General features: G+C 60.5%; 8 protein-coding genes and 1 tRNA gene. 3 read left to right on the forward strand and 6 right to left on the reverse strand.

Going from position 1 to position 14,097, the window contains the following annotated elements; genetic code table 11:
* Positions 1-2: 2 nt before the first annotated feature.
* Genes C8D04_RS05250 through C8D04_RS05260 form a run of 3 tightly spaced genes read right to left on the reverse strand, consistent with a single transcriptional unit; the run spans position 3 to position 4,661 of the window.
* Positions 3-1,385, reverse strand: coding sequence for a biotin carboxylase N-terminal domain-containing protein (locus C8D04_RS05250; RefSeq protein WP_116003910.1), 1,383 nt, complete (start codon positions 1,383-1,385; stop codon positions 3-5).
* A complete protein-coding gene (locus C8D04_RS05255) occupies positions 1,382-2,929 on the reverse strand; it encodes a carboxyl transferase domain-containing protein (protein WP_116003911.1) in 1,548 nt (515 codons plus the stop codon). The genes C8D04_RS05250 and C8D04_RS05255 overlap by 4 nt, the downstream gene beginning before the upstream one ends.
* 37 nt (positions 2,930-2,966) lie before the next feature.
* Positions 2,967-4,661 (reverse strand): AMP-binding protein, encoded by a 1,695-nt coding sequence (locus C8D04_RS05260; RefSeq protein ID WP_199562973.1) that lies wholly within the window; start codon positions 4,659-4,661, stop codon positions 2,967-2,969.
* A 236-nt stretch (positions 4,662-4,897) separates the two neighbouring features.
* On the opposite strand from C8D04_RS05260, the gene C8D04_RS05265 reads away from it, so the two are divergent.
* Entirely contained in the window at positions 4,898-5,647 is a 750-nt protein-coding gene (locus C8D04_RS05265) for a GntR family transcriptional regulator (RefSeq protein ID WP_116003912.1), read from the forward strand.
* Positions 5,648-5,695: 48 nt separating this feature from the next.
* On the opposite strand, the gene C8D04_RS05270 is transcribed toward C8D04_RS05265, so the two are convergent.
* The 3 genes from C8D04_RS05270 to C8D04_RS05280 all read right to left on the reverse strand — a co-directional run bounded on the left by C8D04_RS05270 (position 5,696) and on the right by C8D04_RS05280 (position 9,766).
* Positions 5,696-5,772: transfer RNA gene (locus tag C8D04_RS05270), tRNA-Arg, on the reverse strand.
* A gap of 117 nt (positions 5,773-5,889) precedes the next feature.
* On the reverse strand, positions 5,890-7,674 hold the full coding sequence (locus C8D04_RS05275; protein ID WP_233521115.1) for a M14 family metallocarboxypeptidase: 1,785 nt from the start codon (positions 7,672-7,674) through the stop codon (positions 5,890-5,892).
* Between the two features lie 364 nt (positions 7,675-8,038).
* On the reverse strand, positions 8,039-9,766 hold the full coding sequence (locus C8D04_RS05280) for a DEAD/DEAH box helicase (protein ID WP_116003914.1): 1,728 nt from the start codon (positions 9,764-9,766) through the stop codon (positions 8,039-8,041).
* Positions 9,767-10,018: 252 nt separating this feature from the next.
* Between C8D04_RS05280 and ettA the strand changes: the two genes are divergently transcribed.
* Both ettA and C8D04_RS05290 read left to right on the forward strand, forming a co-directional pair.
* Complete coding sequence (ettA, locus tag C8D04_RS05285; protein WP_116003915.1) at positions 10,019-11,680, forward strand: energy-dependent translational throttle protein EttA; 1,662 nt, start codon at positions 10,019-10,021, stop codon at positions 11,678-11,680.
* Between the two features lie 51 nt (positions 11,681-11,731).
* A complete protein-coding gene (locus tag C8D04_RS05290) occupies positions 11,732-14,077 on the forward strand; it encodes a DUF1631 family protein (RefSeq protein WP_116003916.1) in 2,346 nt (781 codons plus the stop codon).
* The last annotated feature ends 20 nt before the right edge of the window (positions 14,078-14,097 follow it).

Raw genomic sequence — 14,097 nt, forward strand, 5'->3', positions numbered from 1 at the left:
GTTTACTTGAAAAGTTGAGGCCGCAAACTGCGCACCATTTCGGTGTGCACTTGGCCCGATACGAAATCGTCGGAACGCAATGCGTCCAACAGAAAAGCGAGGTTGGTCTTGACGCCCTGAATCTGGACGGACTCCAACGCCGTGAGCAATCGTTGGCGTGCGGTTTCTCGATCCTGTCCGTGGGCAATGATCTTCGCCAACATAGGGTCGTAATACGGCGTGACTTGCGCCCCTTGCGCATAGCCTGTCTCGGTACGCAGCCCCGGACCTTGCGGCAGTTCGAAGACGGTAAGCGGCCCCGGAGAAGGGAAGAAGCGCTGTGGGTCTTCGGCATACAGCCGTGCTTCAATCGCATGGCCGTTCAGCGATGGCGCTATGGGCAAAACATCCTTCATCCGCTGACCAGCTGCCAGGCGAACCTGTGCACACACCAGATCCACGCCCGTGACTTCTTCTGTCACAGCATGCTCAACCTGAAGCCGCGTGTTCATTTCGAGGAAATGAAAGCGTTGATCAACGGTGTCGTACAACATTTCTACCGTTCCAATAACGTCGTACCCAAAGCTGCCAAGCACTTGAGCAATCCGCTCGCACGTGGCATCCAGCAGATCGCGGGGAATGCCCGGTGCCGGGGCTTCTTCCAAGACCTTTTGGTGGCGGCGTTGTACGGAGCAATCGCGCTCGAACAGAACCCGCACTTGACCGTACCGATCTGCAAGAACCTGGAATTCCACGTGGCGGGGCTTTTGCACCAAACGCTCTACATAAATCTCCACACTGGAGAAGCTGCGCTGCGCCAGGGATCGTGCTGTGTCCCAAGCGCGGGCCAGGCCTTCGTCATCGTGCGCCGGAAGCATTCCTATGCCACCTCCGCCGGCTGCAGGCTTCACCAACACCGGGTAGCCCACGCCGGTGATGCTGGCGCGCTGCTCGGGTGACAGGTCCGCCCACTCTGCGGTGTAGACCGGGCTGGATGGCGCAACGGGAATGCCACGCGCAGCCATGAAGTCACGCGCCTTGGTCTTGTGACCCATCAGGTCGATCCAGTCGGCCTTGGGGCCAATGAAGGTCGCGCCGTAGGCCTCCACGGCCCGCGCAAAGTCTGCGTTTTCCGAAAGAAACCCGTAACCGGGATGCACGGCATCTGCGCCACTGCGTTGCAGGACGCCAAGCAGGGCGGTGATGTTGAGGTAACTGTGTTGGGGCGTGGCTGGCCCCAGGGCATACGCTTCGTCCGCTTCGCGGACATACGGCAGGTCAGCATCAGCATCCGAATACACCGCCACCGAGGCGACGCCCAAGGCTCGCAGAGCGCGCACCACACGTGCGGCCACGGCACCACGATTGGCGATCAGTACTTTGCGGAACATGGCGGGGGCAGTCATGGGCGATACCGCACGGTAAAGCCGCGTGAGGCCCGCAAGGGCGCGCCCAGGTTGGCAAAGTCGCACAGCACGCGACGGGTATCCCGCGGATCGATGATGTCCTCAATCCCAAACTTCTCGGCCGTCAGCATGGGCGAAGACAGGTCTGCCAACCGCTGCGCAATCAGCTTTCTTTCGGCGATCGGGTCTTCCGCAGCCTCCAACTCTTTTTTGTAGGCAGCTTCCAGTCCTCCCGCAACCGGCAGCGAACCCCATTGTGCGGATGGCCATGCATAACGCATGGTGAAGCGGCCTTCGGGGCGGTGAGCAGCACCTGCTATGCCAAAGCATTTGCGCAGGATGACGGTGCACCAGGGCACGGTAGTCTGGCTAATAGCCGACATGGCACGCACGCCTGCACGGATAGTCGCGGCTTGCTCAGCTTCTATGCCAATCTGGAAGCCAGGCACGTCGACCAGGTGTACAACGGGCAAGCGGAAGGTTTCAGCAAGGTCAATGAAGCGCGTAACCTTTTCACTGGCCGCACGGGTCCAGCCGCCGCCATAAATGTAGGGATCGTTGGCCACAATGGCGACAGGCCAGCCATCAAGCCGCGCAAATCCGGTCACCAGCGATCGCCCCCAGTGGCGGCCTATCTCGAAAAAATCACCCTGGTCCACCAACTTTTGCAATAAAGGCCGGATGGCATACACCTTGCGATCGTCGCGCGGAATGGTGGAGAGCAAAGACTCTTCGCTGCGGTCCACCGGATCGGCATTGGCCGCGCGTGGCGGCAAGCTGTCAACGCTGCGGGGCAGGAACGACAGGAAGCGGCGCGTGCGCGCAAACGCTTCGGCTTCACTGGCCACTTCATCGTCTACCGTGCCATTGCGCGCATGGATGTCGGCGCCGCCTAGCTCTTCCTTGGTCACCATTTGACCCAGGTGGGCCACTAGTGGTGGGCCTGCAGCAAACAACTGGCCCGTACCTTTGATGATCAAGGAGTAGTGGCTTGCCGCAACACGGGCAGCACCTAGGCCGGCGACAGAGCCGAGCGCCAAGGCCACTACGGGGACTTGCGAAAGATTTTGATCCACCACTTCCCAGCCTGGCACGGTGGGAATATAGGTGTAGCCCATGTTTTCCAATTGCTTGACGGAACCGCCGCCTCCAGTGCCATCGACCAGGCGCACCAGTGGCATGCGCATTCCCTTGGCCATGTGCTCGGGATACATGAGTTTTTCAAAAATACTGGCATCGCTGGCCCCGCCGCGCACAGTGAAGTCATCACCCACGACCGCGACAGGTTGCCCGTCGATGTGACCCCATCCGGCCACCTGATTGGTGGGAACGAAATCTTCAATGCCCCCTTGCGTATTGCGTACCGCCCAACCGCTGAGTCCGCCGACTTCACGGAAGGTGCCCGCATCAAGGAGTTGATCAATGCGTTCACGTACGGTGAGTTTTCCGTGCGCATGTTGGCGCGCCACTTTCTCCTCCCCGCCCATGCGTTGCGCCAAGGTTTTACGCTGTGCAACTTCATTCAATTCGGTCTGCCAGGTCATGAAATAGATTCTTTCTTTATGTCGCAGGGCTACGCGATCAAACAGCGGCGCTGAATTGGGTGCGCAACTTGTACTTTTCAATCTTGTTTGTGGCAGTGCGCGGCAGCTCTGCGATGAAACGCACATGACGGGGGCGCATGAACTTGGGTAGGTTTTCTGCGATCCAGCTGTGCATAGAGACTTCATCGCACGTGCGGCCTTCTTTGAGGACGATGTAGGCCACGATGTCGTCTTCGTCGCCTTCTTGGGCAGGAACCGCAAAAGCGGCAGTCATGGAGACATCCGCATGCTGGTTTAGCAAGTCTTCGATATGAAAAGAAGACAAGTTTTCTCCGCGTACGCGAATCCGGTCACCCAAACGATCCACGAACAGAAAGGTGCCGTCTTCAAGCTCAGTAGCCGCATCGCCGGTGTGAAACCACGCATTGCGCAATGCCGCGGCGGTGGCTTCGGGCTTGCCAAAATATTCGAGAAATATGGTGTTCTGCACAAGTGGACGCAGCGCCAGTTGGCCCACTTCGCCCGGTGCACACAGCTCGTCCGACTCGTCCAGAATCGCCACTTCAAAGAAAGGACTGGGACGCCCCATGAATCCCTTCACACTGGCCTGCTCTGGAGTGACACACGCCAAACCATTTTCTGCAAACAGCCGGTTCAGCGTTGCGCTGTCATGGCCTTTGAAGAGGGATGCCGGTGTTCCCTCGCCGGGCTCACATTCATTGATCAGAGCCACGAGGCCGTTGCCCGATTCGGTCTGTCCAAAACCGCAGGTGATGACGTCGATACCGAACCGTTGCGCAACTGCGTGGTGGTTGAGCGGAAGCGGTTGCATGTGCACCTTGTTGAGGCTGTTGGTGCGGTCTTTCTCTCCTGCTGGTGCGTTCATTAACCAAGGGATCATGGCGTCCAGCAACACCGCCGTGGTTGCACCGACTTGGTCGATGCGATCCCAGAACTGCGTTGGGCTAAAGCGATCCCAGCAGGCAACCTCGCAGCCTACCCAGATGGCGCGTACAACGTTGAAAATGGCGCCGCCAACGTGGTAGAGAGGAAGGTCGTTATAGACAACATCCTGCTGCGTCATGATGAGTCGAGCGTTGTAGGTGTATTGCGCCATCCAGCGGTGCGGTTGCACCACACCCTTGGCTGGCCCGGTCGTACCCGAGGTGTAGACGATGTTCGCTGGATCGCTGGGCAAGGTGCGGACGTCTGGCCGTGTGTATCTCACGGTGGTATCGGCCAGTTGGTGACAGATGGCACCCGACGGCCTGGGCGTTTGTGCTTCTACAGCATCATGCGAAAGGATCAGCGCCGGTTTTTCCGTCAACGTATCCCACACGGCTGCGATTTCCTGCAATCCCGATGCATCCACCAAGACGGCGCACGGGCGCGTGTCGTTGATTTGATAGGAAAGGAGACGCCCGGAAAAAGCGAAGTTGATCGGCGCATAGACAGCTCCCGCCTTCCAGACGCCAAACATCAGCAGCGCAGCATGCAGGGGATTGCGTGTCAGCGTTGACACCCGGCGCCCTCGTGCAAATCCTTGGCTCGACAGAAAACCAGCCACGGAATCTGTTTGAGCACTGAACTCGCGGTAGGTAAGAAGAAGGTCCTTCTCACCATAGAAAAAGCAACGGGCCGACGGTCTTTCAACGGACCATTTGTCGAGTTGCTCGACAACTGATTCGCCATGTCGCGCCATTTTTGCGGTGAGCGTGTGCATGTTGTTCATCTCTTGCCTCCAATACGCGATCCGGAGTGGATGGCGTGCAGTGTTTTGCATTATGCATGCGCACGATCAACTGTCGATTGTTAACCGTGTAACATAAGAGACTCGGATTCTCGCGTACTCTATGGGTTCTCTGGCAGTCGAATGGCGCGGTCCCACTCGACTGCGTGCAACGACGTACACACAAGCACTCTTGCGCAGATCAATACAATTCTTCCGTCGTTGAAACCTCCACTTCCATGCTTGTCGCCTCACTTACCCCAACCCCAACTGGTATATCCAAGATGCGAGCAACGACCGTTGCGGAGCAAATTGCAGAGTATTTAGGCGCTCAAATGTTGGCTGGCGCATTGAAGCCAGGCGAAGCAATCGTGGAGCACAAGGTGGCAGAGATTTTTGGCATTAGCCGGGGGCCGGTACGGGATGCGTTACGCATCTTGGAGCGCCAAGGCTTGGTGCGCATCGAGCCGCGACGTGGAGCATCCGTTGTAAAGCTCACGCTGAATGACATCATCGATTTGTTCAACGCACGAGCCATGTTGCTCTCCTTGGCGGTGCGCTACCAGGCCATTTCAGGTGATCCAGCACGGATGCGAACCCTTGAAGGTCCGCTACAAGACGCCCGTAATGGGGTGGACTCCGACGCAGTTTCGGCGGAGGCCTTTGTTCACCTGATTGGTCGACTCGGGCTGGCCTTGCTAAAGGCAACCCCAAGCAAGCCCATCATCGATGCCTTCAACAATTTGTCCCACCAAACCGTGTGGAGCCGGATCTGGAAGGACTCTTCGTTTTTCTATGAATCAAGCGCCGGACGGCAAGAAACTTGTGAGTCATTTGGCAAGGTGTTTAACGCAATCGAAGCCGAGGACCCGGATGCCGCAGCGCTGCACATGGAAAAGTTCAGCGCGCTGATTCGCAATGAAATGGTGCGTCGTATCCAACCGATGCGCGCAGAGCCGGTCGATGAGTTTCGTCTGCGCTGCTTTTGACGATTTCAGCAATCGATAACCAAAAATGGCCCGTATTGAATGCTGTGTTGGCCTGCCCGGAGGGACTCGAACCCCCGACCTATAGCTTAGAAGGCTATTGCTCTATCCGGTTGAGCTACGGGCAGCCTTTGAATCAATTGACAGCCTTGCCAAGGGCCAAGGCGTTGAGGCAGCCCGGCATCATACCTGCCCAATGACGGCTTGCCGCATACGCGGCATGCAGTGGGAGCGATACGGGCAAGTTATTGCTGTTCCTCGAAAACCAGGCTGGGCGTGCCCATGATGCGGGCAGAGTCTTCCAGGTGTTCGATCAGGCGATTGGCGTAGTAGCTGTTTTGCGTGTCGGGCTCCAACGCCGCCACCGCCACATTGGCCAAGGTCTGGTTAAGGGGCACGTAAAAGCTTCCGGCAGGCACGTCAATGGCACTGCGCACCAGAGCAATCTGTGAACGCACAATGCCTTCGCTGCCCGCCATGGGGCCACGCACGTCCTGGCGAGCCGTCGTTTCGCGTGCGGTTTCCTGGTATGTGTCAGCCAGCAGTGAGCCGGGCTCGGCCACGCGCATCACCTGCACGCCCAGCAGCTTGAGGCGGTCAACAGCTATGGTCGAAGCTGCCGACAGCCAGTAACCGCAAGGTCGCGCCCGCGATTTGACGGTGCGCAGCTTGAGTGAAGAGTTCCAGTCGACGTCCAGAATGCGGTCTTCACCCGATTCGGGGTCAAGCATGGTCAGCGCGTGTTTTTCTGGCGTCTGCGCAGCCTCTACCACCACCTGATCGCGGCATGCCTGGGCAATGGTGTCACGCACCACATAGGAGCGCACTTGCTCCAGACGGGCGGCGCGCTCGGCGGTGCTGCGCAGCGCGCTGCTGATGGCGCTGATCTGCGAATGCACACGGCGCTGGATGTGCATGCGGCCAATGCCGATGCCGCGGGTTTCCACCAGCAGGCTGACCGCATTCTTCAGGCCATTGACATTGCGACCCGTATCGGGCTGCACTCCGCCCATCGACATCTGCATATCCTCGGAGCGGTTGGAAGTGGTGTAGTACCACTCGGTACTCAATCCCTGGCCCTTGAGGGCCTGGAGCATGGGTGCGTGGTACCACTCGCTTGAGGCCTTGGTCAAAAACTCGTGGACGTTGGCCGTAGTGGCGTACTGCAGCAAGACGTCGTGGCGTTGTATTGCATGGAATTTCTGCAGATAGCGGCCTGCCACGGTGAATTCATGGGCGTCCAGCACCAGGATGGGCCGGTAGTCACGGGTCAGCACCGCCAATGCCTGGGCCTCGGGGGTGTTCAGCAGTAGGTGATCGCGGTTCATGTCCACGCCATTGGCCGTGCTGCGGGTTCCGGTTTCGGCGCCATCGGGGTTGGCACGGGGCACGATGACGACGTTGATTTGGTCGAGCAGTGGTTCCAGCAACCCATGGGCCAATTCTTGGGCAACCACCAGCAGAGCTTCGCTACCTGCAGGCTCGTCGCCATGTTGCTGCCCGATCAATAGAACGGTGGGCCGCTTGCCGGCAACCAGGGTGTCGGGACCGGTATCCTTATCGCGGGTCAGTACCAACGCGGAAATGGATTCGCCGCGCTGGGACGGCCCCAGCCGCAACACACTGGCCAAGGTGCCGCTGCGCGATGGGGTGTCTGCAATCTGATCGAGCCACTGGTTGAGTTCGGCATTGGTGGTAAAGGCGCGGCGCTGATCCGCCAGGCCAGGGGTGCTATAGCGCACCACCGGGTCCGGAAAACGTGCAGCAACAGCGGCATTGAAGGGAAGGTCCTGCAGCGTTCCCGCCTGCACCGGCATTGGCCGGGTAACGGGCTGGACGGATGGGGCTGCCTGTACAAACCCAGGCTGCGGCGCACCCAGCGGTGCGGGCACCACGACCGTACCGCGCAGAGGTGGTGCAGGGGCCTTGGCAGGCCAGGGCGGCAGCGGCGTCGTGCTGCAAGCGGTCAATAAAGCAGCTGCCAGCAAAGAAGCCAGCGGCCAGCGGCCTGGTCTGCGGAGTGTTTGCATGGAATTTGGAACCATTGCTGGTGTGGGAAGAGGGGGCATGGTCATGCTGCGGACGGCCGTTGCGGCCTCAAAGACCCAGGGGATCCGGGCCATGTCTGGGCGCGATATTACCCGGCGATAGCTGTGGTGAATGTCAGCGGAAACGCCACCGTACGTTACTGAGCGACCCGGTTCAGTGGAATGCTGAAAACAGGGCTGTCTGGAATTTACGTTGAAAATACTATCAACTTAATAGCTGGATGCGCTTGCTGCCAGGGCGTTAGAGTGGTTTTTTTATCAAAATCACAAAAAACCGAGAAAAAGGTACGCTCGCACCGCACAGGCAAAAAAGCCTGCGTTGCACATTGGCAACGCAGGCTTTGGGTTAACGCCCGTAGGAACCGCGCGAGCCGCCGCCACTGCGGCCTCCACCACCGCCACCTCCGCTGCGGCCACCGCCGCCGCCATAACCCCCGCTGCGGGCGCCGCCACCGCCACGGCGACCACGGTCCGCCATGCTGTCGACGCTGGTACGCATAGGATCTGGCTGCGAAGAACCACCTGAATTGCGCTGGGATGGCATGCTGTGTCCACCATGCGTACCGAGGTGGGCGTTGTCGCGCGGTGGCTGGTCGTCAAAACGATGCCCGCCGCCCCCGCCGCCGCCTGTACCGGCGGGACGGTTGCGGGCCGGGGCCTGGCCTCTGGGTGCACTACCCGGGCCTTGGGCATTACGGGGCGCATTGCTGCGACCGCCGCCGCCTGCGCTGCGCCCACCGTTACCGCTGCCACCGCCACCCGGACGCCCGCCGCGCTCACCTTGGCCTGCCTTGTTGGTGCGGATGCGGTCCATCATTTCGGTGCGCGCGGCCTTGGCAGCCGCCTGCATCACATCACGGCTGGGCGGCCGACCGGCCCCGCCCCAAATGGTTTGTCGACCCATGGCGATGGGCTCTGCCTGTTCACCATCTTCAGGACCAAAGCCTTCGAGCAACTGCACCGGGATTTCCTGCTTGGTGAAGCGCTCGATTTCCATCATGAAGCCTTCTTCGTCCATGCAGACCAGGCTGACGGCTTCGCCGCTGTTGCCCGCGCGCCCCGTGCGGCCAATGCGGTGCACGTAGTCTTCGGGGACGTTGGGGATCTCGTAGTTGACGACGTGCGGCAACTCGTCGATGTCGATGCCGCGTGCAGCAATATCAGTGGCGACCAAGGCCCGGATGTCGCCGGTCTTGAAGCCGGCCAGTGCCTGTGTGCGTGCGCTCTGGCTCTTGTTGCCGTGCAGCGCCATGGCCTGTACGCCATTCTTGGTGAGGAATTCGGCCACGTTGTTGGCGCCAAACTTGGTGCGTGTGAACACCAGTACCTGGCTCCAGTTGTTCTGCTGAATGATGTGCAGCAACACCTGCTTTTTCTTGGTGCGGCCCACGGGGTGGATCACCTGCGCAATGCGCTGCACCGTGGTGTTGCGCGGCGTCACCTGGATGCTTTGCGGGTTCTTGAGCAGAGTGGCTGCCAGTTCGCGGATTTCGTCGCTGAACGTCGCCGAGAACAACAGGCTTTGCTTTTCCTTGGGCACCAGGGCCAAAATTTTCTTCACGTCATGGATGAAACCCATGTCGAGCATGCGGTCGGCTTCGTCCAGAACCAGTACTTCGACCGTGGAGAGGTCCAGAAAACCCTGTTGTTGCAAGTCCAGCAGGCGGCCGGGCGTGGCCACGAGGAAGTCAACGCCGCGCTTGATGCGGTCGATTTGCGGGTTCATGCCCACGCCGCCAAAAACGACGGTGGAATTGAGATCCAGGTATTTGCCGTACTGGCGAATCGATTCCTCGACCTGTGCGGCCAGTTCGCGCGTGGGGGTCAGTACCAGGGCGCGCACACCCTTGCCGCCAAACTTGTTTTTCGGGGCAGCGCTTTGCGACAAACGGTGCAGCATGGGCAGCGTGAAGGCTGCCGTTTTGCCCGTACCGGTTTGTGCACCGGCCAGCAAGTCCTGGCCCGCCAGCACGGCTGGAATGGCCTGCGCCTGAATGGGAGTGGGGGTCTCGTAGCCCTGCTCACGCACAGCCTTCATGATGGCCGGAGCCAGATTCAAATCGTCAAATGTCATGGATTGAAATGCACCCAACCGGGTGCCGGGTGTCGGCCTGTCCAGGCAGTCTGCGAAAGGACTGCCGAGCCAGTGTCAGGCTGACGAGGTTCAAAGGTGGGAGCCTGCAATGACTTGCTTCGTCCCCAGCAAAGTGCTGATATCGAGCGCAACTGGAGTGCCCAACTTCAAGTATTGTCGCATGAGTCGATAATGGGGGCTGGTTTGCGCAACCTCTTGCGCATGTTTGATTTGCAGGTTTGACTACACACAATGGCCCAATACGTTTATTCCATGAACCGTGTCAGCAAGACGGTGCCGCCCAAGCGCCAGCTCTTGAAAGACATTTCGCTCTCGTTTTTTCCAGGCGCCAAAATTGGCGTGCTGGGCCTCAATGGCTCGGGCAAGTCCACGCTGCTCAAGATCATGGCCGGGGTCGACAAGGAATATGAAGGCGAAGCCATCGCCATGCCTGGCCTAAGCATCGGTTACCTGGAGCAGGAACCCAAGCTCAACGACGAGCACACGGTGCGCGAATCGGTGGAAGAGTCGATGGGCGCCGTCTTTGCCGCCAAGGCGCGCCTCGAAGAGGTCTACATTGCCTATGGTGCTGAAGATGCTGACTTTGACGCGCTGGCGGCCGAACAGGCCCAGCTCGAAGCCATCATCGCCACGGCTGGCACCGACTCCGAGCACCAACTGGAGATCGCTGCCGATGCGCTGCGCCTGCCACCGTGGGATGCCAAAATCGGCATGCTTTCAGGCGGTGAAAAACGCCGTGTGGCTTTGTGCCGCCTGCTGCTGTCCAAGCCCGACATGCTGCTGCTCGACGAGCCGACCAACCACCTGGACGCTGAGTCTGTGGAATGGCTGGAGCAGTTTCTGCAGCGCTTTCCTGGCACCGTGGTGGCCATCACCCATGACCGCTACTTCCTCGACAACGCCGCCGAATGGATTCTGGAAATGGACCGCGGCCGCGGCATTCCATGGAAGGGCAACTACAGCACCTGGCTGGAGCAAAAGGGCGAGCGCCTGGCGCAGGAGCAAAAGAGCGAAGAAGCACACGCCAAGGCCCTGAAGAAAGAGCTCGAATGGTCGCGCCAGAACCCCAAGGCGCGCCAGGCCAAGAGCAAGTCGCGTCTGGCGCGCTTTGAAGAGCTCTCCGACATGGAATACCAGAAGCGCAACGAGACCATGGAGATTTTCATCCCCGTGGCCGAGCGCCTGGGCCAGCAGGTGTTTGAATTTCACAACGTCAGCAAGTCGTTTGGCGACCGCATGCTGATCGACAACCTGAGCTTCACCATTCCGCCGGGCGCCATCGTCGGCATCATCGGCCCCAACGGCGCGGGTAAATCGACGCTGTTCAAGCTGTTGGCGGGCAAAGAGCAGCCCGACAGCGGTACGGTGGTGGTCGGCTCGACCGTCAACATGGCTTTTGTGGACCAGCATCGCGATGTTTTGGCGAACGAAAAAACCGTGTGGGAAGACGTTTCTGGCGGGCTCGATATTCTGAATGTGGGCAAATTCCAGATGGCCAGCCGCGCCTACTGCGGGCGCTTCAACTTCAACGGTGCTGACCAGCAAAAGAAAGTGGGCATGCTCTCGGGCGGCGAACGCGGTCGTTTGCACTTGGCCAAGACGCTGATTGCCGGCGGCAACGTGCTGCTGCTGGACGAGCCCTCGAACGACCTGGACGTGGAAACCCTGCGCGCCCTCGAAGACGCGCTGCTCGAATTTGCCGGCACCGTGCTGGTCATCAGCCACGACCGCTGGTTCCTGGACCGCATTGCCACGCACATTTTGGCAGCCGAAGGCGACAGCCAGTGGACGTTCTTTGACGGAAACTATCAGGAATACGAGGCCGACAAGAAGAAACGATTGGGCGAAGAAGGTGCGCGTCCGCACCGCATGCGCTTCAAGGCCCTCAAGTAGAAGTAGGATATCGCCTGGACGTTTTCTTCCCCAGCCCCTCATCGCCCCGCCATGCAACAGCCTGCGCCTCGTACTAGGACGGTATTCCGCGCCTGCGTTGTCAACGCAGTGCGCGAGGGCGAAGCCCTGATGACGCAGCTGGTGCAGGTCACGCGCGGTGCGCTGACCAGCCAGGAATCTGAGCTGAGGGACATTGCGCGGCGCAACCTGGCCAGTGATGCGCTGCGCTTGCTGAACCAGCAAGAGACAGCGCTGGTCAAAGCCTACCCCATGGCCTTGCTGGAAATTTTTGCGGAAGGTCCGTCGGCCGCCAAGCCACACCAGGCGGATGCCAGCGGCATGGATTTTGGCGAACTCTCACTGGTTGACGACGCCGAAGTGCAGGCACAGGTGGAGTTGTCCCGTACCCAGCAAATGGCGGTACATGCCACCGATGCGGTGCTGGCCGAACTCAACGCACTGGTCAGTGGAGCCCAGGGGCTGAACCGCGTGCAACCCGAACGCAACCCGTTGCGCCCCGAGAACTACATCCGCGCGTTGCAGCAGGTGATTTCCGAGTCCGGGGTGGCGGCGCCCATCCGTGAAGCCTGGATGCAGCACATGGGCGATCTACTGGGCTCGCAGCTGGTGGATGTGTACAAACGCGCCGCCAAAAGCCTGCGCGAGCAGGGTGTGCGTCCCGTGGGCTATGGCGTGGTGGCCATGCCGGGCTCGAGCGCCATGGGCGGACTCGCAAGGGGCGGGGCCAGTGGCTACGGCACTTATGGCAATCCCACAGGCTACGGTCATGGCATGGGCGGCGCCAGCGGCTATGGCAGCCCCTCTTCGATTTACGGGCGTGCGGGCATGGCTTCTGGCTGGAGCGGCGACCCCGGCCCCATGGGGGGTCTCGCGCCCGAAGCGGAAGAGGCCTTGCTGACCGTGGGCATCCTGCGCCAGATGTTGGCCGGTGGTGGCGACCCGTTTGAGATTCCGCGCGCTGGACCGGTAGTCACAGGCTTTGCACACGCCCATGTGCAGCCGGCGCGCATGGAAGCACAGGGTGGCGGCTCCAGCGTGTACGGCACACCCGTTGGCGGACAGTACGCCAACGTTGCGGTTTCCGAAGCTATGGAGGACATCGCCCAACTCGAACGCCTGGTCGGGCGCCTGGCCCAAAGCCAGCCCGGGTACGCCCCCAGCGGGCAGGGTGCACCCCGCAGCGTCTACGGCGTACCGTATGGCGGCGCGGCCGAATCGCCCGCCATGGCCGCCGAGGTGGTGGCACGCATGGTAGAGAATATTTCCCAGGATTCACGCCTGCTGCCCCCCGTGCAGCAAGCGGTGCAAAACCTGGAGCCAGCCATCCGCAAGCTGGTGCGCCACGACCCGCGATTTTTCAGCGATGGCGACCATCCAGCGCGCCGCCTGCTCGACGAGTTGACGCAGCGCAGCTTGGCCTTCACCAACGTGGAAGAGCCCGGCTTCAAACGTTACATGCGTCTGGTAGACCAGGCGGTCAACCACCTCGCGCAGCAGCCCGATGTCACCAGCGCAGCGCCCTTCGAGGCCGTGCTCAAGGCGCTGTCATCGGCCTGGGAAACGCAAGAGAAAAAGCAGCAAGCCCGCCGCACCGCCGAAGAAAAGGCCTTGCTGCGCGCCGAACAACGCGAGTTGCTGGCCGAAAAAATTGCCGCCAACATCCGTGCCTTGCCCGATATTGACAAGGTGCCTGCTGACATCCTGGAATTTGCCACCGGCCCCTGGGCCGATGTGGTGGCCCGGGCGCAACTCAAGCAGCCCGAGGGCGCTGATGGAGACCCCGGTGGTTACCTGGCCTTGGTGCCGCTCTTGTTCTGGAGCGTTCAACCCGAACAGGTGGGTGAAGACCTCGGCCGTATGGTCGATGCCATACCCGGCATGCTAGCGACGCTGCGCGAGGGCCTGGCCACTATTGGCCACCCCGACAGCAGCACCAGCGCATTGATTGAACGGCTCGTCTTGCTGCACCAGCAGATTCTGGATTCGCCGCCTGCCGTAACCGAGCCCGTCGACAGCGCCGAGATCGGCATCGAATCGATGGCCGATGATCTGTCCAATTCCTCGCAGAGCGCCGTGGATGTGGATCTGAATGCAGCGCCCGGCATTGACGATCTTTTCGTGGTTGGTGCCTGGGTGGATCTGGTTTCCAACGGTAAGGTCATGCGTACGCAACTGACCTGGGCCAGCCCGCATAAAACGCTGTTCCTTTTCACCGCCGCTGATAACAGCACCCAGTCCATGACACGCCGCATGCGCGACAAGCTGGCGGCAGAGGGGCTGCTGCGCGTGATGTCGGGCAAACATGTAGTGGAACGCGCTATTGACGCCATGGCCAGCTCTGGACGCGGCAGCAGTCCGCCATCCACCCGTCGCTGAGAGCTGAAACGCCCGCCCTT

The organism is Simplicispira sp. 125 (genome assembly GCF_003096555.1).
GTDB lineage: Bacteria > Pseudomonadota > Gammaproteobacteria > Burkholderiales > Burkholderiaceae_C > Simplicispira.